The following is a 24,343-nucleotide window of genomic DNA, read 5'->3' as shown; positions in this document are numbered from 1 at the left end:
CTTTTTGCACGCCGATCACCCCACGAAGGGGGTGCCTATTGCACGCTGATCCTCAATCGAGGCAGCCAGCACGTTCTCGATGAACGCCGTCTTCTCGATGATCTGCAGCACCGCATTGACCTTGAGATGCGTGTTGGCCTGCCGGTCAGCCAGCGCCTGACGCACGACATTGACCTGGCTCTGCCACATGGCGATCTTCGCTTCGTCGGCCCCAATGAAGCTCGACATTGAGCGGCCAGCCTCGTTGACAATGCGGTCTAGCACAGCAAACAGCAGGTCGACACTGGCGATCTCGGCCAGGGTCTCGCGGTCGTCGGTCGGCATGCCGCGGCCATAGGCCGCCTGGACGGTCAGGATCTTGTAGAGCGGGATCGATGCGACCTGCAGCAGTTCCTGTTTCAAGTCGCTGAGCCTGCCCGCATCGAAAGCGCCGCGACGCGCGGCCGCAGCGCTTTCGATGCGGGCAGGCTCAGCGACTTGAAACCTGGGTTGAGGCACTTCTCCGTCTCGTCGCAGTCGAATATGAGGACGTTGCCATTCGTGGTGCCATCCAGCAACGAGGTCACAAGCGTCGACGAGGCTTCGCCAACGATCGGCACGAACTTGCCCGGTTCATCGTCCTTGGGCGGCACGTAGATGATCGTGCCCAACAGCGTCATGGCATATTCGGCGAGCTCTTCGTCGAAGCGGCCTCCGGGCGAGAAGAACGCCGACTTCTTGAGGATCGTCCAGGTGTAGTTTCGCGGCACGCCGGGATTGACGTCGTCATACTTGCCCGACCCTTGCGCAGTCGTGCTCGAACGCTGCCCCCTGGTGCCGCAGCCGTGCTTGGCTGCGGCATAGTCGGTGAAGATGCCTTCGGAGTTGCCGATAGCTTCGCAGACGGCTTTGTCGGCAAGGTCGCCCTTCGGCCAGATCCCGCCCACCAATCCTTGTGCCATCTCGCAGGAATTGATGTTGAGGTTGTTCATGAGCTGAGCCTTCTGGCTGAACTCCTGCATGATCTTCGAGCATTCCGGGCAGACCGTGTCGATCGCCAGGCTGAAGGCGAAGCCGACGGCATTGTTGGCGACCGCCTTCAGCATCGCCACGATCTCGCTCGCGTTGATGAAGCTGAAGGACCCCGCGAAAATGTCGATACCGCCGCACCCTGCGCGGGCGCGCGGCAGCTGCAGGTTGGCAATGTTGGTCGTCTTCTGGGGAAAGCGCGTCCAGACATTGCCCAGGCTGTAATAGCCGGCCGACTGCCCCTGAAACGCGGTCGGCCCGTTGACGTTGGCTGCGCCGCCGACGTCGTTCAGAAACGAGTCCATTGAACTGCCGACGTCGGCCGATGCACTGGTGAGAGGAAGGGTGGCTGCAAGGATCGCAGCGACGACTCTTTTCATCCTAGTAGTCACGTCCAGCTTCCTTCGATGTGAGGAGGTAGATCCGGTCCTGAAGCTCGTCGGCGCTCATCACGCCGTAGCCGATCGGAATGGGGCGGCCGGTCAGGGCATCCCAGAGCACAACAGCTGGCGTAATCTTGGGCTCAAGGCCCATGCGGGTGCGCTGGTTGGTCTCGACCGTGTAATTCGGGAAATGCCGCGATGGGCCGCCATCAGTCGAAATTGCGCGGACAGCGATATGCCAGGTCGAGGCCACACTCTGTACGATCGGCGACATGACCTCGCAGGCACCGCAGCTCTGGGCGAAGAAGTAGAAGAGCCCGTAGCGCTCGGAGAGCTCGGCCATTGCCGCGTTCCGTTCCGCGGTGCGTGAATCCTGCCACTGGCGCTTGCCGAGTGTCGAAACCGGGCGCTGCAGCGTGTAGTCGAGCTCGGGATTCTGCCAGATGGCCCGTTGCCAGACGTCGCTGAAGAGCGACGCACGGTCGAGCTGGGCCCGCTGGAACCGGATGTAGGCCGTCACATTGGCAGGCGTGGGCTCGAGGATCGCCTTGGCCTTGAGCTCCCGCAAGGTCGCCGTAATCGCGTCAAGCTGGCTCGTGGCGCTCGCCGCTGGCGCAGGTGCCTTCTGTTCCGGCGGCTTGGGCCGGTTGCAATAGAACCAGTACCCAAGCCGGCGCTCCGCGCAGTAGAAGCTGTCCTGCCGCTCGTTCGTCTCGGCGCGTGGCAGCGCATCGGTCTGGGTGGTTGTCATCTGCGCGTTTGCGGGCGGAAGGCCGCAAGCGGCATTGGCAATCGCGCAGGCGGCAAGCAGCCGCCACGCGGCCTTACTGGCGTGCACTGGCATAATAGTCCTCGATCTTCTGTTGGATTTCCTGGGTGGCCTGCAGTTCGTCAGGCAAGCGGGCGGCGTCGGTGAACTCGGCATAGACTTCGCTGAAGTCCATTCGGCTCAGATCAAGCCGGGCGAACTCGTCGATGGTGAACCCGGAGCATTGCTCGGTCTTCGGCTTGCCCCAGGGCTTGTTCAGCTGCTGGCGGCCTTGTTCCTGCAGGATCCGCGAGAGCTTGGATTCAAAGCAGCAGTAGACCTTGCGCTTGGTCAGGCACACACCAAGGAAGGAGGATGAGCAATAAGTGCCGACGTAGGCGCACAGGCCCTGCGCATCCTTCTGATGCAGCAGCATCTCCTCGCGGCTGCAGCCCAGCGCTACGAGCAGCTGGATGCCCGGGATAAGCGGAAAGCCCTTGCCCTTGCAGCAATTGAGAATGCCGAACACCTTCGACGAGCAGCTTTCGCGGGTCCCCTTGAACAGGGTTAGATTGTCTGGATCGAATTCGCGGCGGGCCTGATTCATCGCGTTCAACGCGACAACCGCGTCCTTGAACTCGTCATTGGCTTCGCGCTGGATGGTCTCGCACGAGCCATCGATGCAGTAGACATCGCCATCGCAAATGAACTGATTGCTGTTCGCGGGCTGGTCCGGAACCGGGCAATCATAGACCCGCTCCCAGGTGCGGCAGGGCTCGCCAGCGAGACAGTCTTCGCGCACGAGCTTGCAGCCCGGGGTGTCTTCAAGTGTCTGGCAGTCCTGAGCCTCGGTAAACTGCGCGCAGCTGTAACTACGGCTCCATGCCCAGCAAGGCTGCGTCACGGCGATGCCATCGACAATGCGGGTTACCGGATCGCTGTCGGTGCACGTCTCGGTGTCTTGCTGGCACGCGCTGTCGGCCGCGAGGCCGGCGCATTGGCTCTCATCGCGCGTGGTGGTTACGACGTTCTCGCCCGTCACCGTATAGGGTGTGGCGCCATCGACCGGCGCGGTACAACTGACGAGGTCAACCCTGAGGTCGCCAGAGTTGCAGCCCCAGTAGATCCCGAAGTAGGGATCGCACAGGTTGATCGGATAGGACTGCGTGACCGTGCATTGCGGCGCTGGGTAGCGGTTGCAGTTGTAGACCGAAGTCGGGTCGACCCCGCTGCCGCCCACGCAGTAGTAGCCGTAGACTTGGCGTTGCTCGACCCGTGCGGTCAATGTCACGGGGCAGGTCCGGGTTTCTTGGCTGGCGGTGTAGCCGACGTTGCAGGTCGCCCTGTAGCGTGCTGCAGTTCCGCTGGCCGGCGGCAGCGGCACGCACCGTCCCTGCGAGCCGCCAATCGCCATCCCGCTCGTATAGGCGAGGGGATCTTCGCTGATCACATTGCTGCGCGCGATCGTCGCATCGAGATCCTGCGGCGCAAACCGGGCCCGCCGGTCCATCGAGTCCCGCATGGCCTTATAACCGGTATTGGTCGTGGCCTGGCTCGCCGCTTCGCGGCTCATCCGGTCGGGATCGTCGAAATAGCCCGACTGACTTGGTGTGCCGCCGAAATTGGGGATGCGACTGGCATCCGGATTTGTGGTTGCCGCACTTTGCGCGGATGCCGCCTTGTCTCGCCCGAAAGCCTTGCCGTCCGCCTTGGCAGCATCGGTTGTTGTCTGGGCGTGAAGCGGTCCGGCAAGGGTGAGCAGGAGCGTGCACACGCCCGTGAGAGAGAGGATTGGTCGTGTCATGGATCCTGCCTTTCAAGACGGGCGAGGTGCTGGGCCGCAAGCAAAGCGCCGGGGCCGCCGCCGCGCGCGAAGGTCTCAAGCGCGTAGGCTGCGCTGACATTGCCGCTCATCCGGTCGTGGGGCGGGACCTGCGTTCGACAATCGAACCCGTCGCACAGATCGAAGTCGCTGCTGGTGACGACGTAGGTGGGTACGGTCTCGATCCCGAAAGCACGGAAAAGCCGCGGGTCGATACCGACGCCGTCCAGCTGCTCGCCGGGCTTTGCGACTTTTGCCAATGCGTCCGTCAGAGCCTTGGCGCTGTTGCCAGGCAGACCGCGCAGGGCGACGATACCGCCAGCCTTGGCCACGTCGTCGATCATCGCCCGCAACGCCGCCGGCGGCATCGAGAGCGAAGCAAAGGCTATGAACCTTGGCGCATCGCCCATGCCTTCGCTGGTCATGGTGCCGGCATCGGCAACCATCCGGTCAAAGTCGAAGGTGCTGGCCGGATCATGCTTAGCACTGGCGGCAGCCTCACGGGTGAAGCGGCGAGCGTGCGCCTCGGCCTCGCTGGCGCTTGTCCTGGCCTCCCGCGCCAGCGCCTCGGCCCTTGCGCGAGCATTGGCAGAGAGCGCGTCGGCATCACTGGCGCCAGCGCTGGCGCGTGCCCGGATGGCCGCCACATCAAGGTCCGGTTCGGCCGTCTGCGCCGACGCGCCAGCGAAAGCGGCAAGGCTCGAAAGCGAGGCGATCACAATGAGATGAGGAATGGTTTTCATAGTGCGCAGCAGTTCCGCTTGCGCCAGACCAGATAGCCCATGTCCTCGCCAATGGCGGGATAGACCTGGCCTGCCGACATGAAGGTGGTGGAGGCACCAATGGGCGCGCAGGCGTAGCGGCCCTTGGTCTGCGGATTGGGATTGGTGGCCTGGAAGCGGTATTGCTGCTTGCGCATCACCGGCATCAGGTACTTGCCGCAAAGCCCCTTGCTCCCCATCGTCCCCCAGGCGACGAGCTCGCGGTGGAGCTTGTAGGAGAAGCGGGCGAGCGCGAGCCGCGAGGCTTGGACATGGCCAATGGTCGCCGAGACATTGCCGTTAAGCGGATACATCGTGCCCTGACAGCCCGCGCACCAGAACAGTTCATCGGTCGGCAGCTTAGCCGTTGCCGCCACGCAGTCGGCCGCGCAGGCCGCAAGCGCCAGCGGATTGGCGAACAGGACCGCCTCGGGGTTGATGATCGCGGTGAGTTCGCTGTCCTGCCAGAGCGGATCGATCTCGGTGATGTAGAGGATGTCGATCGAGCCGGACTCGAGGCACAGGAAGTCGGCAACGATCTCCATCCAGTAGATCAGCGGATAGGCATACCAATGGACATGCCACTGCGAGTTGTACTGGGTATTACCGCCGACCGCGGACGGCCCGGCCATCGACTTGAAGCCGATGTCGAACCCAGGATCGAGCTTCATTCCGCCCAGATTGACGAAGCACCACGGCTTCATGCTGACATCGGCGAGCCGGACCGGTTCCCAGAACCCCATGGCAATCCCGGGCCGCAGCCCGCACAGGCACACCGGCAGAGCGGGATTGTTGGTGTCCGGCCGGCTCGACGGCCAGATCTTCAAGCCCCCAATCGAGATCGGAAACAGGCACGACCAGCAGATGTCCGTGATCGGATTGACAAACTTGCCGGTGCAGCGGCCGGGACCGGCCGCTGCCTGGGCCGGGGCGCTGGAGAAGATGCTCAGACTGGCGAGCAGAAGTGCTCCGCAGAGCCACGACAAAAGGCGATTTTTCCTGCTCATGATGGCGCACGCTCCTTGGGAGGCACCGGCTGTTCGGTGATGAGAAGCGCGCGGCCCTGCTGCTCGACGGTTGCCGGCACCGCCCGAATGCCGAAGTGCTTCACCAGCGTGCCGCCTTGGTCGAAGTAGAAGCGCCGCTGGCGGGCTTTCATGAGTTCGAGCGGCGCACCCCGCACGAGGATGAGCTTGGCCTTTGTGCTGGCATAGCGACGAGTGGCCCAGGCGAGCTGTGCCGTGTCGTCGCCATCGAGGAAGACGAGGGGAGCCCGCAGCGGCACGGTATCGAGCGGATTGACCCGAGTGCCTGCGGCAATGATGACGCGGCCCTTATCGTCGGCGATATCGCGCTCGACGGTGATCGTCGGATCGAAACGCCAGCTGCGTGTTGCCGGAGCGAGGGAGAGACCTGCGACAGGCTCAGGCCGGTTGACCCGGGCGATCGTTCGCCGCTTCAGCTCCTCATTGAGGCGGGCGGTCTCGCCGGTCTTCTCGAGCTGCGTAAGCCTGGCATGGATCTGCTGCAGCAGGTCCGGTTCGATGACTGGCCAGACCGTGCCGTGCTGACCGTAATCGCGAGCCATTGCCTCTGGCGCTATGGCCAGCGCCAGCGCAGTGGCGCATATGGGGAAGGTGAGGAGCCTCACAGGATCGGCCTCCCGACCCCGAGAATGCGTGGGAAGCAAATCCAACCGATTGCGGCGTAGCGGCTGTCGAAACCGTCCTTGTGTTCGCTTGTGACGAAATAGCAGCCTTTCGGAACGCGGCCCGTCGGGCCGAGCGCGAGGGGTTCACCAAGGCGGCTCGTGAGCTTGGCCTTGGCGACAGCCTGCCCGTTGACGAAGTAGGTGCGGTTTTGCTCGGTGACGATGTCGCCCGGCACGCCGCTCACCCGCTTACCGAACGGTTTCGGCGCCGCTCCGAAATGCTTCACCAGCAACGACGAAGCGGGCGGATCGAAAAGGATGATATCCCCGCGGTGCACGGCCGCCCCGCGCGTCACCCAGAGGGCCCAGTAGGGCAGGCTGGGGCTCACGTTGATCATGAGCGCGTGGCCCTGAGCGAAGGCGGCGAGCGAGGAGAGTGCCAGCGCCCCGGCGCCAAGCCCGCCCCAAAGCACGAGACGGCGCGCGGACGCAGAGCGGATCAGGCGATCAGCGGGCAGCATCGGGAATGGCTCCCATCCGGCGCACAACATCGGCGCGCACAGATTGCGTCAGGTCCGGCGTGCTCCCGGCCACTACGGCTTCGGCAACGAGGACCGTCCGGCCCTCGCGTCCAAGCTGCTGCACCGAGGCTTCCACAGCCTTGAGGTAGGCCTGGACGCGCATCTTCGTTTCTTCTGGCGGACGACCAGCTCGTGCTTCGGCTTCGATGAAGTCGCCCATGATCCGGCTCAGCTGGACCGTGACGACCTCACGCTTCTCCAGGGTGAGCAGCTTTTCGGTCGTCCAGACACCCCACAGCACCTGACCGATCATGCCGACGCCGAGCACGACAGCGGTGAAATCGATCGATGCCAGCCGCCTGCGAAGGTTGGATGTTGCCAGAATGTTCTTCACAGCTTTTCTCCCGAGAGTTCGCGGTCGAGATCATGGATGAAGCGCGGCATGCGCCACACGACGACGAGCGTGGCGAGACCGATCAGGACGAACTTGCACTGATCGAGGAAGGTCACGCGCCGCGCGAGGTCGGCCGCCAGGAAGCGATCACCGAGATTGGCGACATGGGCGAAGAAGGCATCGGGATTGCCGCCCGATAGAAGCAGGAAGAAGAGCAGCGGCAGGCCCAGCGCCATCAGATAGGACGAGCCCAGAAACAGACTACCGCGCAGCACGATGTAGCAGCCATCGGCGATGCGCGAGCGCCAGGTCGGCACCGACGGGAATAGGGGCTGTTCGTCTTCGGGCGCATCCGTCCGGTCGAACGGGGTGACGAGGTGGAGAGGCATGAGTTTCGGAATCCTTTGATGAAGAGGTGTCAGCGATTGGGATGAGCGATGCGCTCGATGGCATCGGCGAGCTGGTGGCCGCGGGCGATCTCGGCATCGATGTCGGCGAAGGTCTGGGGCGAACTCGAGAAGAGCGTTGCCGAATAGTCGTCGAGCACGAGCCGTCCGATCGCCTCGGTCTCCGGCCCCTTGATGAACACCTCGGAATAGTCGCTCCCGGAGCGCTTGAGGCTGCGGATCAGCGTCTCGGTGCGATCGTCCATATCGAGGCGTTTGCTCGCCTTGAAATCGGCGATCGTCTCCGGCTTCTGCTGAAGGATCAGCATCCAGTCGCTGTTCTCCAGCGCTGCCGTCGCCCCGTCGGACTTGTAGTAGTCGTTGAGCGACTGGGTGGCTGTCGCAAGCGCCCCGCCATATTTCCGGCAGGTGCGGGCATAGGTTTCGACGAACTCACCCATCGAGCCGCCCTTCAGCATCGACCATGCTTCATCGATCAGTAGCAGCTTGCGCAGCGACCTTGGGCTGCGCGTCATCGCCTGGCTGGTCATGAACATGATCGCGGAGAGCACCACGCTGCGTAGATCCTCCCGGCTCGCGAGGTCGGACATCTCGAAGACGGTGAAGTCTGCATCGAGGTCGAGACTGGCCTGGCCCTCGAAGAAGGCACCGTAGGTTCCGCCAGCCATGTAAGGGGCAAGCGCAGTCGCAATGTCTGCGGCCGTGTCATGGCCGAGACTGGCCAGCATCTCGCCGACGGTGGTGACCGTCGCAGCCGCGCCATGTTCCGTCCAGACGAGGTTGACCGCCCGGTCGATCAGCCCGCGCTCGGTATCAGTCAGTTTCGCGCTGTGGCGGGCCATTTGCCCGACGATCGCCTTGATCATCCCGAAGCAGTCGAGGCGATAATCTTCGTCCTCGGCGGCGCGGGCTGCGTCGATCATCGAGAATGGGTTGAGGCAGAACCCTGCTTTCATCGTGAACTCGACAAAACGGCCGCCCTGCAGCTTGACCGAGTGCTCGAAGCTGCGGCCATCATCCATCACGACCACCTGCGCGCCGGCGCCGCGCAGCGCGGCGCACATCTCCTGGAGCAGCACCGACTTGCCCGATCCCGACTTGCCGCAGATCGCGACATTGTGGTTGCCGGCCTCGTTCTCGAACGGCGACCAGAAGAAGGGCTGGCCGCGCCGACCGACGAACAGCAGGTGAGGGTGGGCGCTGCCGAGATACTCACCCTGCATCGGCGCAATGTTGGCCGCGGTCGTCGACAGGACGGTCTTGAACCGCTTCAGCCGCTCCATGTCGGCACCGAGCCCGTCGGCTAGCGTCAGCGGCATGGCGACGAGCAGCCCCTGGATCTGCAGATAGCGTTCGTCGGTGAGATCCCAGCCCGCCGCCTTGTAGATCGACTTGATCGCGCGTTCGTGGCGGTCGCCCTGGCCGAGCGGCGAATAGGTCGTCACGCCGTAGAACACCCGCACGAGGCGGCGGCCTTCCTGGAGCTCGGCCTGAACATGTTGCCACTCGGCGGCCTGTTCGCCGATCCGCGGCAGGAACCGGGCGCTGCGGGTTCCGGCGAGGCTGGTCGTGCGCATGAATTTGAAGCCGGCCTTGGCCGACGCCGCCTCCTGGTCAGGGTAGACAAGGCAGAGCATGGTGGCGGCCGGGCACGGGAAGCGCAGCTTGTCGGTGAACAGGTCGCCGATCAGCCGCGCGCATTCCCAAGGGGCCCAGCGCGATGGCATGTTGCGGACGGCAAAATGCCGGACATCGAATGCATCGGGATAGACGGTCCCGATCTCGGGCACGCCGTCATTGACCTTGCCAGTGGGCCGGAACCGCTCGGTCACCAGGCGCATGCGGTCTTCAGCCACGACCAGTTCGATGTCGTGGCGGATCGCCTGGGAGGCGATCGGATCGTTCGGGTTGTAGGGCACCGCATCATCCTGCGGCGCCGTGGTGGGCGAGGTCAGATCATCGATCACCGCGATGAGCGCTTCGGGCCCGACTTCGACCACGCCGAGGTTGAGCGACTTGAGCATCGCCACCAGCCCCTCGCGGGTCTGTTTGAGATCCTCGTTGCTGACCGCCTTCGATGATGGCACGCCGACCGAGACGATGACCTGGTGATGCCGCGCATGAAAGGGTGCGTCCGCAGAGCCGGACTCCCAGACGAGCGAATAGAGCCGCCGCGCGCGGTGACGGGCAATCGCCTCATAGACCCCGCCCTGCATGTACCGTGGCGCAAACCACGGGGCGATGATTCTGCTGATGCGCGGGCTTGCAAGGTGGAGCACCTGAAGGCACGCGCCCGCTGGTAAGCCTTCCGAGAAGAATTGCCCGAGGATTTCTCCTGTGCGCTCGTCCGCGCCGATCAGCGGCGTGACCGAGAGGACAAAGCCCTTCGAGCGTGCGTTGAAGTACAGGCGCGTTGCCGGATCATAGACCCTGTAGGGCAGCCAGTCGGACAGCATGTCGACCATCAGCTGGGGGCGGGGCTTTTCGACGTGCTCGGCGTCACCCAGCAATCCGCTAAGCAGCCGATCAATGACGGACTTGAGTTGCTCGGCCATCACTTGGGTTCCTCGGGCTGCGGGGTGCTGGCTATCGGCTGTTCACCGGCCCTGGCTGCGGGGCGGATCGCACCTTTCGCGGCTTCAATCGCTGCGGCGCTGGGGAACACAGGAGCGCTGTGCCCCGCCTCTGGCCGAGGGGTCCGATCACGCGGGGGAGGCGGCGTGTCGAACCCCTCGACCGCCGGTGCCTTGGCACCGGCAACGGCCTCGCGCGCCGTGGAGGGGAGGACCAGCGGCGAGGCATCTGAAACTGCATTTTCGGGACGGGGGGCATCAGTGCCCGGGGTCTCCAGGGTGCTGGTCCCGTTGGTGGGCGCGGACGAGAAGGGCGACGCAAGATCGACGGTAGCATCCGAGTGTCCGTCTGTGGCTTCGTGTGCCGACGCAGCTTGAGCGGCCTTCAACTGCCGGCGGACCTGGCGCATGACGGCCCCGCTCTTGTCCTCACCCGCCTTGCGGCGCAGTTCGGTTGCCCAGCGCGGGTTGTCGATGACTGTCCAGGCGACCGCTTCATCATGGAGCGTTCCTGCCTCATCGACATGCGCTGGGAAGACGACCCGCAGGGTCCGCTCCGCCGTACGCGTGGTGTCAGCCTCCACCACGCCCGACCGGGAGCGTGTCTCGGCATGAGGCGTCGTGCCCGCCGACAGAATGTTCGTTGCCTTGGCATCGATGACGTGGGCCGGTGCGCAGTCGCCCTTGGGCGCCCGGCAGGTGAAGTCGCCTTCGACATTGGTGCCGAACGTGGCGCAGCCACTGGAGAAGCCGGCCAGGCAGGCGCAGACAAGAAGACGTGATGGAAACCGCATGGGGTTATCCTTTCGGAGCTGGGGTGGAAGCCCGGGTGGAGGTTGGGCGCAGGAATTCCCGGAGCACTGCAGCAGGCCGGAAACCCTCGAGAACGGCGCCATCGGCGGGGCGCACGATCACCGGCGTGCCGCCAAAGCCGTGTGCCCGGGCGAAGGCCTCGTTGGCATCGAGGCCGCTCGTGTCGCAGGATTTGGGATTGGCGAGCGCCAGACCAGAATAGGCCATGTGCAGCGCCAGCTCGGGCCGAGGTGCGCACAGCACCCGCTCGGCGTCGCGGCGGCTCTCTGCCCCGAAAATCGAGATCGGCCGTTCTTCGACCCGCGCCCCGATCGCCTTCAGTTCTGCCTCAAGCTTCTTGCAGTAGCCGCAGTGGAAGTCCGAGAAGACAACGACACGTGGACCATTGGCAGGGCCCCAGGTGATCGCGCCATTTGATGGAAGCTTGCCAAGCTGCACATGCCGCGGTTCAGCGTTCCGGGCTGAAGCTGCTGATGGGTTTGGGCTCCCATCCGCTTGCGCTTCGGGATTGCTGCGCCGTGCGGCCCCTGCCGCCAGCAGGTCCGGATTGAGAGCGAGCAGCCGTGCAGCCGTTAGATCCTGACGGGCTTCCATGTCATAGACCCGGCCGATCACCAGATACTTCGCAGCCCGGTCAACGTAGAAGAGCGTCGACTTGGATGCGACCTCGCACAAACCGCCAAGGCCTTTGCAGTTGATCGCGTCGATCGGCGTCTTGGGCAGGCGCAGCTTCAGTGCCTCACGCACCTTCGCCATGTCCGGAGCGGCAGTGGGGGCTGCAAGGCTTGCCACCGCCCATCCGGTTGCGGCCGACAAGGCGATGATTGCTGCCAGTCCTGCGCTGGCACGCAACCAGCGGCGGCGGCGGTTATCCCGCTCTAGAGACAAGTTTTCGATCATTGGGAGTTCCTCACGTAGACGCCGTCGAGGAACACGATCTCGACATCGATGCCGGTCGGCATCTCGACGACGGGTTGGTACTGTTCGGCGCGCTCGATCAGGTATTTGCTGACCGTGTCGGCGGCATCGGCGGCGCCTTGGCCAAGCCCGCCACCAAGGATGTCACCAGCCGAGAGCTTAGAGCGACTGCCATCGGGGTTGGTCGTGACGCCGGAGAACACGCTGTTGGCGTTTGCGGAGAAGCCACGCCCGAAACCGCCGACGATCCCGGCCAGCAGCGCCTGGCTGACCAGACTGCCCTCGCGACTGACAACGCGACCGCGCACCCCGGACTTACCGGCAAAGCTGATGAAGCCCTTGACTTCGCTTACCGCGACCCGCCCGCCAGGCTGATCGCAGGTCATGCGGGCAAGCTTCACATAGACCTTCTCGCTGCTGAGATCCCCGCGCGCCGCGCCGTTCACAACGCAGCCCTGGATCCGGGTGGTCAGAACCTTCCCGTTCTGTATGACGGATCGGGCAGGCCCCGTGATCCTCAGCACAACCGGCAGCGGATCGGTCTGGCTGGCGACGCCCGCCGAGGCGTCGACGCCGACGATAACCCGGGCCGGCGCATAGGAATTGGGCGGCAGGTAATCAGGCGAGTCCTCGACAACGACCGGGGGCGCATCGGGGCGGCCCACCCTGAGACCGCTGGTTGCCGCCTTGTCGGAGCTGAAGGTCATCAGCTTCACCTCGCCAGGCGACGGGATCATGCCGCCCTGCGGATCACCGCCTGCAGACACAGCACTGGGCTGAGGCGAACGTCCCCGCGCGTCATAACCGCCTGCCTGCGGCCCATAGGCCGGTGGCGGTACAGCTGGTGCCGTCGTCGCTGGCTGAGCGGCAAGCCGCGTCTTCAGTTCAGCATTCTCAGCAGAGATCGCATCGATCGCAGCCTGCCCATCGACCCGCATGGCCTGGTTTTCGGCCTTGAGAGCGGCAAGCTGTGCCTCGATTTCCGTCCGCGGGATGCTCCCATCCTTCAGCGCCTTTTGTTCGCGCGTGACCGCATCCAGCCGGTTGCCGTAGGTTGCGACGAACTCGCGCTGCGAGAGATCGCGGTTGACGAGGCCCGCCGTGTCGATCGTCTGCGCCGCATTGGGATCGCCAGTCTTAGCCTTGTCGTCACCGCCAAGGATGAACCAACTCCCGCCGAGCAGGGCGAGCGCTCCCAATGAGCCCAGCAGCATCTTCTGACGGCGCGCAGTGCGGGCGTTGAGCCCGGAAAGTTCGGATGGCGCCGCACACTCGGCCTGCAGAGGGGCAGGGCTTGGCGTATTGGCTGCATCAGTCATGGCCGGTCTCCGCGTTTGCGCCGACAACAAAGGCCGTGGTGCTGGTCCCGGGCTCGAGCTTCGGCTCGGCGATCGAGACAGCGAGAGTGTCGCGGGGCGCGAGATCGCGCTCGGCCAGCGTCACCGGCTTCGAACCGCGATTGTGGATACGGACCACCTTTCCGGTGAGACTGGCGCCGCGATAATCAGCTATGAGCTGGACTTCGAGATCGCCGACCCGGGCAGGCATAGCGGTCGACTGGCGGACCTCGAAGCCATCGACAGTCCGGTCGTTGGCCATGGCCTGGATGAGCCTGACGGCGCTGGTGTCGATCGGGGTCTGGCTTTCCCAATCCGCCGCTTGGGTTTTCGCGATGGCGGGGTTGGTGATGAAGACCTGGGTCGCCGGAATTTGCTCAACCCGGCACGAGACCTTGTAGACGAAGCCCTTTTTCGTGGTGGCGAAGAAGCTGATTGCCCGGGCGGCGTAGGTTTCCGGAACCGACACGTAAATGTCGCCGCGCACCGGCTCGTTGGTCACCGCAAAGTCATTGTAGGGCGTGCCGGTCGAGATCTTCGAGACGCTGGCGAACTGGTCGTCGACCAGCGCAAAGCGGGTCAGTTCCCGCGCCGAAACGCTGCACTCGATTCCGGCGCCGTCAGCGGCTTGCTTGAACTGGTCGGCAGCAAGAGCGGGGGATGTCGCTGCTGCGAGCAGTGCTGCGGAGCTCAGAAGTGAGCCCCGTGCATGGGCCCCTTTTCGGTAAGCCATCACTGGGCCTCCTTCGATTTGTCCTGTGGGGGGTGCTGGGCGAACCCTGCCAGCGCCAGGCGCAGGCCGCGGTAAGTCCAGCTGAAGCGGAAGCGGCGCTCGTCACTCGCAATCACCTGCGCGCCGACGAAGGTCTTGAGAGTTCCGGTCACATCCGAGGTCAGCCCCTTCGGATCGACAGTCATCGACCGGATCACGAATGCCTGGGTGACGTCCGAGCCGCGCTGCTCCTCGACAATCCGCACGAGCTCAGCTTTGAGCTGCCCATAGCTTGCGGGATCCGCCAGCTTCAGGATCTCGTGCATCCAGTAATCGAGGCCTTCCGGACTGCGATTGAGGAGGACAAGGGCGGCATCACGAGTGACAAGCTCGAGATAGTCGGCCTCGACCCCGGCGCTGCTCACCGTGAGCCCTTTGGAAACGGTCGGCACCAGCACGACCTCGCGGTCGCGGGTGGCGGCAAGGCTCCCTGCTACGACCAGTGCGAGGCCGAGACCGGCACTGGTAAGCGCGAACAGGTTCCGCTGGCGCAGCAGCGATTGCTGACGTTCGTGTGATATGTCGGAAAACATGGGCTTCCCCTCAACCGGCAAGCAGTCGGCAGTGAGAAGGCGGCGTTGCCTTGAGGCCCAGAAATCCTGCAGGCAGATACCAGTATGCGGCATGGGCTACCCAGGAGCTGGCGCGTCCTGCTTTTGCCTTTCGCAGTGCGAACCAGGCGCCGAAGGCGACGATGATGCCGATAAAGATATGCTGGGTGAGGATCCCCCAGGTGAAGGGGGCCAGCATTCCCGCGAACTCGTCGATGGTCCAGAAGCCGATAAGCTCCGGGTCATCGAGCCGCCGGGGAATGATGTAAGGGTCTGCCATGGCGACGCCGCCTTTTCGTCCGACCGTTCAGATGACCGCGGTCACGACCGAGGTGACGATCGGAACACCCGTGCCGACGCCGATGCCGACGCCCACCGGGACGGCGACCTGGCCGAGCGAAAAACGCCCGGATGCCAGACCGATCAGGCCGCCAGCGAGGCTGAGAACCGTGATGATCTTGCCGCCCGAGCCTTCCAGAAAGTCCGTGAACTTCGTGAGGGCAGGGGTGAAGGTCGTGTCAGCGCCCGCATAGGCGGCGCTCGCCGCAAGCGCCGCGACTGCGACCGGGATGGCAATGTTGAGGACGCTGCCAAGGTTCCTTGGGCCGAGACCTGTGACGCCGACGCGTCGGGGGAGGTTGAGAGACTGCATGTGAAGCTCCGGTTGGAGGGGTGGTCACAGCGTTCTTGCGTTCGCTGTGTGTTCCACATGCATCTAGGAAATGGTCGTAGGAAAGAGTTGTGCTCCGATCTCCGCTGAAGGTGGAAAGATGTGGACGCATTTTTTGCTGCCCAACGCTTCATGCCGACGATAATGCCGATAAATCAGTCTTCTTGCGTCGGTGACTTCCGTCACGTCCGCCGTGATTCGGCGACGACTGGGATAGAGGAACTGATTCGCCTCGAAACGAGATGTTCTATGTATGTTCTTTTCGTTTTCCTACATGCGACAATTCGCGATATGCCTGCGACTCGCACCATTGCAGAAACAAGGAGACTACAATGTACCATCCAACAACCGCCGCCAGACCGGCCAATGAAAGCCTGGCTCGCGTGCTAGCCCATGCGATCGATGCTTCAGGCAAGCCCCGCCACAGGATTGCCAATGAATGCGGGATGCATCGCGAGACCTTGCTTCGCGTTGCGCGTGGTGAGCGGCCCATCGGGCTCGACGAAGCAGCTCGTGTGCTTGCCGCCTGCGGAGCTCACCCCCGCGCATCCATGATTCTCGCGCTCGCCGGGCAGGAAGATCTTGCTTGCGAATGGATGCATGGCGAGATGGGCGAATTTCTCGAAGAGTTCTTCACCAGCCTGCCCGTCCATCTGCAGCGGACCCTGGGGCGTCGGATTGAGGATTTGCGGCCTCGGTGGGCCAATGGCACCTCACAGCTTGTTGCGCGAATGCTTGCCAAGCACATCGATGATTTTGTGGGCCGAGACATCGCGATGTCGCTGCCCCGGTAAATTCCAGAGTTCGGAGGGGACCGAACCCAAGCGAATGAGATTAGAAATGCAACATTCACCTCAAGATGGCACGCAACCCCCGCGTCTGGCCGCCACTGCACCTGCTCGCTTTCTTCGCCTCCCGGAAGTCATCGCGCGTGTCGGACTGCGCCGCTCCGCTATCTATCAACGGATGAGCGAGGGGCGGTTCCCACGGTCGCGGTCGCTGGGGCCCAAATGTGTTGTGTGGGTCGAAGCAGAAATCAACGATTGGATGCGCGAGATCGTATCAAGCTAACTTTGAATTCAGCCCTATCGCTTCCGGAAAGGGCGGCTTCCGACCCAGACCCCGTCGTTCAAGATCGCCGGATTGAGCGCCTGCTTCCGCCAATTGCAGCCACGCTGCATTAGGTATTACTCATCACGCCCCCCATGACTGGTGAGTGCTCGAGGAGCGAATGCCAGCATCTGGCCAGCCTGTTGGGTAAGATCAAAGCTCGATGTGCACACCAAAGCCCGGGCGCGGGGCAATCGTTGCCTTGCCAGAATGGGCGGCAACGATTGCCGCAACCATGGCCAGCCCCAGACCGTGACCCGGCGTTGATCGGCTGCGGTCGACCCGCGCGAAGCGGTTGAAGAGTTCGGGTGCCTCATTCTCGCTCACGCCCGGACCATTATCAGTGACGGCGAGGCTGATTCCGTTTTGGGTGCTTTCGAGGGCGATGCGGACGGTCGTTCCCTGCGGCGTGTGCTGCGCGGCGTTGTCGAGCAAGTTCGTGAGCATCTGTTGCAGCAGTCTACGATCGCCGGGCATGGTCACGCCGGGCGCAATGCTGGTCTCAAGCTGGTGGCCGCTGCTCTCCATCGCGGGCCGGAAGGCCTCGGCCACATCGGCCACCACGGCGCTAAGATCGACGGTCTGGAAGTGTGCGCGGGCGGCCATGCCTTCGACCTCTGCAATCCGTAGCAGGGCGGAAAAGACCTCCAGCAGCTCAACGGCCTCGCTTGCCGCCGCTTCGATCGCCTCGCGTTGCAGGTCCGGGTTGCGCTCGCGCAGGGCTTCGTCGAGCCGGTTTTGCAGCCGCGTGAGCGGCGTGCGCAGGTCATGGGCGACATCGCTTGAAACCTGGCGCAGGTTCTCCATCAGCCCGGCGATGCGGTCGAGCATCCGGTTAAGCGTCGTGGCCACACCGTCAAACTCGTCGCCGCTTCCGGTCAGGGGCACGCGCCGCGACAAATCGCCGGCGATGATCGCAGCAGCCGTGTGATCGATGCGGGCAAGGCGGCGGCGCGTGACGATGCCGACCAGCCAAGCGGCACCAATGCCGAGCAGCAGCATCGCGCCGAATGCGCCGAGGAACAGGAGGATAAAGCGGTTGTCCATTTCGTCGATCGCGGCGCGATCCGCTCCGACAAGCAGCCGATAGCCGCCCGGCAGGATAGTCGTCAGCGACTGCGCGATACGTTCCTCGCCGTTCGCATTGTAAGGCAGCAGTTCGACATAGCCGGGTTTCGATGGGACGATCGCATCGAGCGATCCCGCCACGGGCCTGTTTTGGGCGTCGACAAGCCGATAGCCAAGGCTTGCCGTGCTGCTTGCCGCCTCGCGCCGACGGATGGCGGCAGCCACGCCCTCATGCCCGTCCTGCCCTTCATCGATCAGGGCCTGCGTTTCGATGGCGATGCGGTGATCGAGTTGCAGTTCGAGCGCCTCATGGGTGGTTTCGAACGCCACAGCGCCGATCACCAGCGTCGCGAGCGCAAAGCCGAGAGCGACAGCAGCGACGAGACCGAACGTGCCGCGCCACCAGCGCTTCATGCGCCGTCCCTGATGAGATAGCCCGCGCCGCGCACGGTCTCTATCGGATCGCTTTCGAACCCGGCATTGAGCTTGGAGCGCAAACGGCTGAGGTGGGTCTCGACGATGTTGGTTTTTGGGTCGAAGTCGAAATCCCACACCCTCTCGAGCAGCATGGTGCGGGTCATGATGCGGCCCGGGTTGCGCATCAGTTCGGCCAGAAGGGTGAACTCGCGGGGCTGGAGCGCAATCTTGTGGCCTGCGCGCGTGACGGTCCGGCGGTGCAGATCGAGCACGATGTCACCTGCCGTCAACCGCGCAGGCTCCGCTGCCGCTGAAGGCCGACGCCCCAGCGCATGGAGCCGGGCCGCCAGCTCGGTAAAGGCGAAGGGTTTCACCAGATAGTCATCCGCCCCGCCTTCGAGCCCTTCGACCCGGTCGGCAATCCCGCTGACGGCGGTAAGCATCAGCACCGGGGTCATGTTTCCGGCAGCGCGCAGGGCCTTGACCAAAGCGAGGCCATCCAGCCCGGGCAGCATCCGGTCGACCACCATGGCATCGAAGCCGCCATCGGTCGCATGGAACAGCCCGTCGCGGCCGTCGACGCTGGTCACCACCTGATGGCCCAACTCGGCCAAGCCGCGGGCGATGAACTGGTTGGTGTCGGTATCGTCCTCGACGATCAAGATTCTCATGCGATCATTCTAGCGGCTCACTGCCGCTGCGCCAGCCACCGCCAAGCGCGCGGAACAGCGCCACCTGCGCCTGCGCAACGGCGAGTTCGGATTGCGCAAGCGAGAGCTCGGCCTGCGCCAGCGTGCGGTCGGCGTCGATCCTCAGAAGCGGTGCCGCATCGCCAAGCCGGACGCGCGCCTCGGCGCGGCGGGCGTAGAGGCGTCCTTCGTCGCGCGCCTCGGTGAGCGCCCGGTTGCGGCGCACTTCGCCATCATAAGCCGCAAGCGCTGTTTCGACATCACGTAGCGCGCGGAGAACTGCGACATCCCATCCGGCCAGCGCTGCCCGCTCGGTCGCCTCTGCCTGTTCGATCCGGGCGCGGGCCGGGGCCTGATTGGGGAAGGCCCAACTCACCAGCGGCGAGCCAGTGGCAACAAGGCCGCCGCTCAACAGGCCAAGCGCCCCGCCAAGGTTGATGCGGGGGTAGAGATCGGCACGGGCAACACCGATCCGTGCGGTGGCGGCAGCAAGGCGGCGTTCGGCCTCACGGATGTCAGGGCGGCGCAGCAGTAATGCGGTGCCATCGCCTACGGGAGCCGCTGTGCGCAGTTTCGGCGGAGCGGGGCAGGTCACGGGATTGGTGCGGGCTTCTCCTGCCGGACGACCTGCCAGCGTTGCGAGGCGGTAGCGCGCATTGGCCTGCGCTGCTTCCAGCGGTGCGATGGTCGCCCTGGTCGCGGCGACAAGGTTGGCGGCCTGCGAGACTTCCAGCGGGGAGACCTCGCCTGCCGCCAGCTGACTACGGGTGATTGTCAGCGCGTGGTCCTGAAGCGCGACCTGTTCTTGCGCGACGGCAAGGCTGCGGGTTGCACCGCACAGATCGACATAGGCCAGAACCGTATCGGCGACGACCGCGACCTTCACCCCATCGAAAGCAGCAGCCTGCGCTTCCGCATCGGCGCGTGCCGCAAGTGCGCCTGAACGGAGCCGTCCGAACAGGTCTGCGTCCCAGCTTGCGGTTACCCCCAGGTCGTAGTCCGTCGTCGGCACATTGCCCGAAGCGCTCGGCTGATTGGCGGGCTTGTCGATGCCGAGACTGCTCTCGATCGTAGTTTGAGGAAGCCGGGCGGCTTGCGCCTGACGCAGCGCCGCGCGCGCGCCATCGAGATTGGCATAGGCCACACGGAGATCGGCATTGGCCGCAAGGCTGGCCTCCACCAAGCGGTCAAGCACCGGATCATCATATATCCGCCACCAGTCATCAGGCACAGGCTCGATCGAAGCGACCGGCAGGCTCGCGAACGGACCGGAAGCCATGGCGGGATCGACCTTATTTGCCGCAGGCGGGGCCGTTGTCGCACAAGCGGTCACCATCAGCGCGGCGAGGGGGACAAAGCGCCTCATGCCACCGCCTCCGCCAGTTCCGGCTCGGGCTCCGGGCGTTCCTTGCCGAAGCGGGCATAGAGCGCGGGCATCAGGAACAGGTTGAGCGCCGTCGACGAGATCAACCCGCCGAGGATGACGATCGCCATGGGATGCTCGATCTCGTGGCCCGGCTTGTCGCCCGCGATCACCAGCGGCACCAGCGCAAGCCCTGCGCACAGTGCGGTCATCAGGATCGGCACCAGACGCTCCTGCGCACCGCGCAGGATCAGGGCCGGGCCGAACGCCTCGCCCTCGAACCGCCGCAGGTGATCGTAGTGCGAGAGCAGCATGATCCCGTTACGCGCCGAAATCCCGATCACGGTGACAAAGCCGACCAGCGATCCCAGCGACAGCACACCGCCGGTCAGTGCAACCCCGATCACCCCGCCCACCAGCGCGAAAGGCAGGCTGAGGCCGACCAGCGCGGTGATCCGGGCCGAGCGGAACTCGAGCCAGACGAGCAGTAGGATGCCGACAAGGCAGAGCAGGCCGACAGTCCACAACCGTTCGCGGGACTCCTTCAACGCCGCATACTCGCCGAGGATCTCGGGATGGTAGCCAGTGGCAAAGGGCACCTCGCCCACCGCTGCCTCGACCCCGCGCGCCACGGCGCCCAGATCGGCATCGCTGCTGATGTTGAGCGTGACATCGAGACGGCGCTGGCCGTCCTGACGCTTGATCTCGTTGGGCGCGGGCACGATCACCACATCGGCGACGTCGCGCAGGCGGACGGGCGCGCCGACCGGGGTCTGGATCATCAGATCGGCAAGCGCGTGCTGGTCCCCGCGGATTTCAGGCTCGCCCCAGAGGGCGACATCGAAAGCCTTCTGGTCGCGGTAGATTTCGCCCAGCTTCTCGCCCGCCACGAGGGTCTGCGCCTGCCGCCGCACCTCGCCCGGCGTGAGGCCAAGCGTGACCAGATCGGCCGCGCGCGGGCGGATCTGGATCTGCGGCACGAGCACCTGCTGTTCGACCTTGAGATCGGTGACGCCGGGGATGCTGGCGACCTTGCCGCGCACCCGCTCGGCGGCGGCGCGCAGCTCGTCCTGATCGGGGCCGTAGATCCGCACCACCACGGTCGCGCCCGCGCCCGAGAGCACCTCCTTGATGCGTTCGCGCAGATAGGTGAGCACGTCGCGGTAGAGGCCGGGGTAGCCTTCGACCACTTCCTTGATGCGCGCAACGCTGGCGTCGTAGTCAGCCTCGTCATCGAGGCTGATCCACAGCTCAGTGAAGTTCGGGCCGACCACTTCGTCGGCCGCCTCGGCACGCCCGATATGCGCCCCGAAGTTGCGCACGCCGGGGATCGCGCGCAGTTCCTTCGAGGCGCGGATGGTGATGCGGTCCATCGCATCGATGCCGACACCCGGCTTCTCGACGAAATGCATCAGGAAGTCGGTCTCGCGGAAGTCGGGCAGGAACTGGTCTTTGAATCCTAGATAGCCCACGCCAGAAAGCAGCAGGCCGCCCGCGACGATGCCCATGGCAAGCCGTGGCCGGTCGATCAGCCGGGGCAGGACGCCGAGATAGCGCTGCTTGAGCGAGGCGACAAAGCGCGTGTCGCGATGCTCCTTCATCGGCGCATTGGGGAGCAGCATCAGGCACATCGCAGGCGTCAGCACCAGCGCGACCAGCAGCGAGGCGGCAATCGCCAGCACATAGGCAATCGCCAATGGCCGGAAGAACGTCCCCGCCACCCCGCCAAGGAAGAAAATCGGCAGGAACACCAGCATGACGATCAGCGAGGCGAAGACCACCGCCGTGCGCACCTCAAGCGAGGCCGAGAGCACCACGGCAAAGGCCGAGCGCGGATTGCCCGCCTCGCGGTTCAGGCGCAGACGGCGGGCGATGTTCTCGACATCGATGATCGCATCATCGACCACCTCGCCAAGGGCAATCACCAGCCCGGCGATCACCATCGTGTTGATCGTCGCCCCACTCCATAGCAGCACGAGGCCCGCAGCCAGCAGCGACAGCGGGATCGCCACAAGGCTGATCATCGCCTGCCGCCAGTCGCGGGTAAAGGCGAACAGCACGATCGCCACCAGCAGGCAGCCGATCATCAGCGCGCGGGTCAGGTTGTCGATCGACTTCTCGATGAAGGTTGCCGGGCGGAAGATCGTGGTGTCGATCTTGACGTCCTTGAGGCCGGGCCGCAGCTCTTCGACCGCTGCCTCGACGTCGCGGGTCAGCTGGAGCGTGTTGCCGGTCGGCTGCTTCTCGACGATCAGCATGATGCCCGGGCCGTCGTCGATGATCGCATTGCCGATGGGGGCTGCAAAGCCATCGGTCACCCGCGCGACATCCCCCACCCGCACCGGCGCATCGCCTGCGATCTTGATGACTGTGCGGGAGAGGTCCTCGGCGGTCTGGATCGCGCCTGCCTGTTGAACGGGCAGCCGCTGGTTGGGCGTATCGACAAAGCCGCCGCCGCCGACCAGCACCGCATCGCCGGTCGCCGCGCGCAGTTCAGCCAGCGTAACGCCCGAGGCTTGCAGCCGGTCGGGATCGGCCAGCACCTGCAACTGCCGGTCACGGTAGCCCCAGACGGCGACATTCGCGACGCCCGCCACCGACATCAGCTTGGGCCGGATCGTCCAGCGCACGAGCTCGGACAGCTGCATCTGATCGAGCTTCTTGGAGGAGATGCCGATCTTCATCGCCCGGCTTGTGGACGACAGCGGCGGCAGCATCACCGGCGGGCGGGCAGCGGCAGGCAATCGCGCCTGCACCTGCGTCACCCGCTCCTGCACCAGCTGCCGGGCACGGATCACATCGGTGCCGCGCTCGAACAGGATCGTCACCGAGGAGAGGCCCAGCACCGACTTCGAGCGCAGGGTTGCCAGATCAGGCACGCCATTGACCGCGGTCTCAATCGGCACCGTGATCAGGCTTTCGACCTCCTCGGTCGACAGGCCCGGCGCTTCGGTCTGGATCTCGACGATAGGCGGAGCGAACTCGGGGAAGACATCCAGCGGCACATCGGCAGACGCTCGCAGGCCAAGCACCACCAAGAGCGCCGCCATCGCAAGCACCAGCACGCGCTGCTTGAGCGCGGAGCGAACCAGCCAGGCGAGCATCAGTGCGCGACCCCAAACTCGGTGCCGAACAGCTCAGCCGCACCTGCCGTGACCACCAGCGTGCCGGGACGCAAACCCCGCGAGAGGATCGCACGACCATCTTCGGTTGCGGCAACCTCGACCCGCTGGCGCACGTAGGTGTCGGCCTCGGTCTTGGCATAGACCCATTCGCCGCCATAGATGTCGCGCAGGATTGCGGAGGTCGGCACGGACAGCCCTTCGCTTCGCCCACCAGCGAGCGGGAGCGCGACGCTGACCCGCTGGCCGACACGATAGGCCCGATCACGATTGTCGAGCGCGAAATAGAGATCGACGGTGCCAGCGACTGCGTTCGCCGATGGCGGCGCATCGACGGGCCGCGCCGATCGTTTCGCGCCGTCCTGTCCAAGCGGCGAGATCAGCGCCGACTGGCCTTGTTGCAGCCCGGCAAGATCGCTCCCGAACACCGGCACCCGAACCCAGACGTAGCGCTGGTTGCCAAGGCTCGCCACCGCTGGCCCGAGCAGGCGGCGCTGGGCCGCAGCCGCGTCCGCAGCAGCCTTTGCCGCACCGAGCGCCGCCGTCGCTTCATCACGCGCGCGAATGCTGCCCGCTTCCTCATCGACCAGAGCCGAGGCACGATCATAGGCGACGCGCGCCAAGGCCAGCTGCGCCCGTGCCCGCGCAAGTTCGCCATCGGCAGCGACCTGCTGAGCCGAGAGCTGTTGCAGATTGCTGGCAGAATTGATGGGCGCGCCGCCGACACCCGCTGGGATGACGATCTCGCCGCTCGTCATTCGCATCACGGAAGCGGTGCCCGTCCCGATCCGCTCGGTCACAATCCCAAGCCGCTTCTGCGCTTCCGGTGTGAGCTTCAGGCGGACAAGCTCGGTTTCGTGGGCGACCGCCTCGCTGTGAACTGGCGGCTTGGGCGGCGAGGCAGGCTCGCTTCCGCAGGCGGTCAGCAGGACGGCAGGGACGATAGGAACAAAAATCAGACGAATATGCATACCCTTCGCATAAAGCGTCAGCATTGGGGCAACGTTGGCGCTGCTATACGATTTCCCAATGTGCAGCTGCGCGGCAGGTGTGACCCGATGCAAAAGTGAAATCGAGGCTGTTGGTAGCAGGCAGCTGACATCGGTTGGCGCTCCACACGCTCCCAGACACGGTCGCGTCCGCCCCTGACCAATGCGGTCAATCGGTATCCCATTCAGGAATGAGTGTTATGTTGTCTAATTGATTCCTGCATTGCTCTTCCTTTTTCCCGTTCGCCAATGGTTG

The 24,343-nt window shown here is 64.7% G+C and carries 23 protein-coding genes and 1 pseudogene; 2 read left to right on the top strand and 22 right to left on the bottom strand.

Features of this window, described 5'->3' with window-relative positions; all coding sequences use genetic code 11:
* Positions 1-15: 15 nt before the first annotated feature.
* The 17 genes and pseudogenes from AX724_RS12475 to AX724_RS12395 form a co-directional block, all read right to left on the bottom strand.
* Positions 16-1,388, bottom strand: a pseudogene (locus tag AX724_RS12475) (conjugal transfer protein TraH).
* Between the two features lies 1 nt (position 1,389).
* Complete coding sequence (locus AX724_RS12470; protein WP_066766939.1) at positions 1,390-2,235, bottom strand: conjugal transfer protein TraF; 846 nt, start codon at positions 2,233-2,235, stop codon at positions 1,390-1,392.
* Positions 2,216-3,943 carry a conjugal transfer protein TraN gene (locus tag AX724_RS12465; RefSeq protein ID WP_066766936.1) on the bottom strand — a complete coding sequence of 576 codons (1,728 nt, stop codon included), beginning with the start codon at positions 3,941-3,943 and terminating at the stop codon, positions 2,216-2,218. The genes AX724_RS12470 and AX724_RS12465 overlap by 20 nt, the downstream gene beginning before the upstream one ends.
* Positions 3,940-4,704: a type-F conjugative transfer system pilin assembly protein TrbC gene (gene trbC / locus AX724_RS12460; protein ID WP_066766933.1), complete on the bottom strand. Its 765-nt coding sequence runs from the start codon at positions 4,702-4,704 to the stop codon at positions 3,940-3,942. The genes AX724_RS12465 and trbC overlap by 4 nt, the downstream gene beginning before the upstream one ends.
* Entirely contained in the window at positions 4,701-5,729 is a 1,029-nt protein-coding gene (traU, locus tag AX724_RS12455; protein ID WP_066766930.1) for a conjugal transfer pilus assembly protein TraU, read from the bottom strand. The genes trbC and traU overlap by 4 nt, the downstream gene beginning before the upstream one ends.
* Positions 5,726-6,373, bottom strand: a complete 648-nt coding sequence (traW, locus tag AX724_RS12450) for a type-F conjugative transfer system protein TraW (RefSeq protein WP_082733520.1) — start codon at positions 6,371-6,373, stop codon at positions 5,726-5,728. The genes traU and traW overlap by 4 nt, the downstream gene beginning before the upstream one ends.
* The gene (locus tag AX724_RS12445; RefSeq protein ID WP_066766924.1) at positions 6,370-6,894 is read right to left on the bottom strand and encodes a S26 family signal peptidase; all 525 of its coding nucleotides are present in this window, start codon (positions 6,892-6,894) and stop codon (positions 6,370-6,372) included. Before AX724_RS12445 ends, traW begins: the two co-directional genes overlap by 4 nt.
* Positions 6,881-7,288, bottom strand: coding sequence for a type-F conjugative transfer system protein TrbI (locus AX724_RS12440; RefSeq protein ID WP_066766922.1), 408 nt, complete (start codon positions 7,286-7,288; stop codon positions 6,881-6,883). The genes AX724_RS12445 and AX724_RS12440 overlap by 14 nt, the downstream gene beginning before the upstream one ends.
* The gene (locus AX724_RS12435; RefSeq protein WP_066766920.1) at positions 7,285-7,677 is read right to left on the bottom strand and encodes a hypothetical protein; all 393 of its coding nucleotides are present in this window, start codon (positions 7,675-7,677) and stop codon (positions 7,285-7,287) included. The genes AX724_RS12440 and AX724_RS12435 overlap by 4 nt, the downstream gene beginning before the upstream one ends.
* Before the next feature lie 29 nt (positions 7,678-7,706).
* A complete protein-coding gene (gene traC, locus AX724_RS12430) occupies positions 7,707-10,250 on the bottom strand; it encodes a type IV secretion system protein TraC (RefSeq protein ID WP_066766917.1) in 2,544 nt (847 codons plus the stop codon).
* Complete coding sequence (locus tag AX724_RS12425) at positions 10,250-11,062, bottom strand: TraV family lipoprotein (RefSeq protein WP_066766915.1); 813 nt, start codon at positions 11,060-11,062, stop codon at positions 10,250-10,252. Before AX724_RS12425 ends, traC begins: the two co-directional genes overlap by 1 nt.
* Positions 11,063-11,066: 4 nt before the next feature.
* Positions 11,067-11,981 (bottom strand): DsbC family protein, encoded by a 915-nt coding sequence (locus tag AX724_RS12420; RefSeq protein ID WP_066766913.1) that lies wholly within the window; start codon positions 11,979-11,981, stop codon positions 11,067-11,069.
* A complete protein-coding gene (locus AX724_RS12415) occupies positions 11,978-13,318 on the bottom strand; it encodes a TraB/VirB10 family protein (RefSeq protein WP_066766912.1) in 1,341 nt (446 codons plus the stop codon). The genes AX724_RS12420 and AX724_RS12415 overlap by 4 nt, the downstream gene beginning before the upstream one ends.
* Positions 13,311-14,069, bottom strand: a complete 759-nt coding sequence (locus tag AX724_RS12410; protein ID WP_066766909.1) for a type-F conjugative transfer system secretin TraK — start codon at positions 14,067-14,069, stop codon at positions 13,311-13,313. Before AX724_RS12410 ends, AX724_RS12415 begins: the two co-directional genes overlap by 8 nt.
* A complete protein-coding gene (locus AX724_RS12405; RefSeq protein WP_066766907.1) occupies positions 14,069-14,641 on the bottom strand; it encodes a type IV conjugative transfer system protein TraE in 573 nt (190 codons plus the stop codon). Before AX724_RS12405 ends, AX724_RS12410 begins: the two co-directional genes overlap by 1 nt.
* Positions 14,642-14,651: 10 nt before the next feature.
* Positions 14,652-14,939 carry a type IV conjugative transfer system protein TraL gene (traL, locus tag AX724_RS12400; protein WP_020819170.1) on the bottom strand — a complete coding sequence of 96 codons (288 nt, stop codon included), beginning with the start codon at positions 14,937-14,939 and terminating at the stop codon, positions 14,652-14,654.
* Between the two features lie 27 nt (positions 14,940-14,966).
* The gene (locus tag AX724_RS12395) at positions 14,967-15,311 is read right to left on the bottom strand and encodes a hypothetical protein (protein WP_066766897.1); all 345 of its coding nucleotides are present in this window, start codon (positions 15,309-15,311) and stop codon (positions 14,967-14,969) included.
* 350 nt (positions 15,312-15,661) lie between these two features.
* Between AX724_RS12395 and AX724_RS12390 the strand changes: the two genes are divergently transcribed.
* Positions 15,662-16,123 carry a hypothetical protein gene (locus AX724_RS12390; protein WP_066766894.1) on the top strand — a complete coding sequence of 154 codons (462 nt, stop codon included), beginning with the start codon at positions 15,662-15,664 and terminating at the stop codon, positions 16,121-16,123.
* 46 nt (positions 16,124-16,169) lie between these two features.
* Positions 16,170-16,400 carry an AlpA family transcriptional regulator gene (locus tag AX724_RS22885; protein WP_082733519.1) on the top strand — a complete coding sequence of 77 codons (231 nt, stop codon included), beginning with the start codon at positions 16,170-16,172 and terminating at the stop codon, positions 16,398-16,400.
* 192 nt (positions 16,401-16,592) lie between these two features.
* Here AX724_RS22885 and AX724_RS12385 read toward each other — a convergent pair whose 3' ends face one another.
* From AX724_RS12385 to AX724_RS12365, 5 genes are read right to left on the bottom strand one after another with little or no spacing between them, the layout of a single operon-like run.
* Positions 16,593-17,921: a sensor histidine kinase gene (locus tag AX724_RS12385; protein WP_066766891.1), complete on the bottom strand. Its 1,329-nt coding sequence runs from the start codon at positions 17,919-17,921 to the stop codon at positions 16,593-16,595.
* Positions 17,918-18,595: a response regulator transcription factor gene (locus AX724_RS12380; RefSeq protein ID WP_066766888.1), complete on the bottom strand. Its 678-nt coding sequence runs from the start codon at positions 18,593-18,595 to the stop codon at positions 17,918-17,920. The genes AX724_RS12385 and AX724_RS12380 overlap by 4 nt, the downstream gene beginning before the upstream one ends.
* Before the next feature lie 4 nt (positions 18,596-18,599).
* On the bottom strand, positions 18,600-19,979 hold the full coding sequence (locus AX724_RS12375) for an efflux transporter outer membrane subunit (protein WP_066766885.1): 1,380 nt from the start codon (positions 19,977-19,979) through the stop codon (positions 18,600-18,602).
* A complete protein-coding gene (locus tag AX724_RS12370) occupies positions 19,976-23,080 on the bottom strand; it encodes an efflux RND transporter permease subunit (RefSeq protein ID WP_066766884.1) in 3,105 nt (1,034 codons plus the stop codon). The genes AX724_RS12375 and AX724_RS12370 overlap by 4 nt, the downstream gene beginning before the upstream one ends.
* Positions 23,080-24,093, bottom strand: a complete 1,014-nt coding sequence (locus tag AX724_RS12365; protein ID WP_231736671.1) for an efflux RND transporter periplasmic adaptor subunit — start codon at positions 24,091-24,093, stop codon at positions 23,080-23,082. Before AX724_RS12365 ends, AX724_RS12370 begins: the two co-directional genes overlap by 1 nt.
* Positions 24,094-24,343: the final 250 nt, after the last annotated feature.

This window comes from Sphingobium sp. CCH11-B1, assembly GCF_001556865.1.
Classification (GTDB): Bacteria; Pseudomonadota; Alphaproteobacteria; order Sphingomonadales; family Sphingomonadaceae; genus Sphingobium.
The sequence above is the reverse complement of the archived record's forward strand: the minus strand, read 5'-3'. Positions and strand labels throughout refer to the sequence as shown.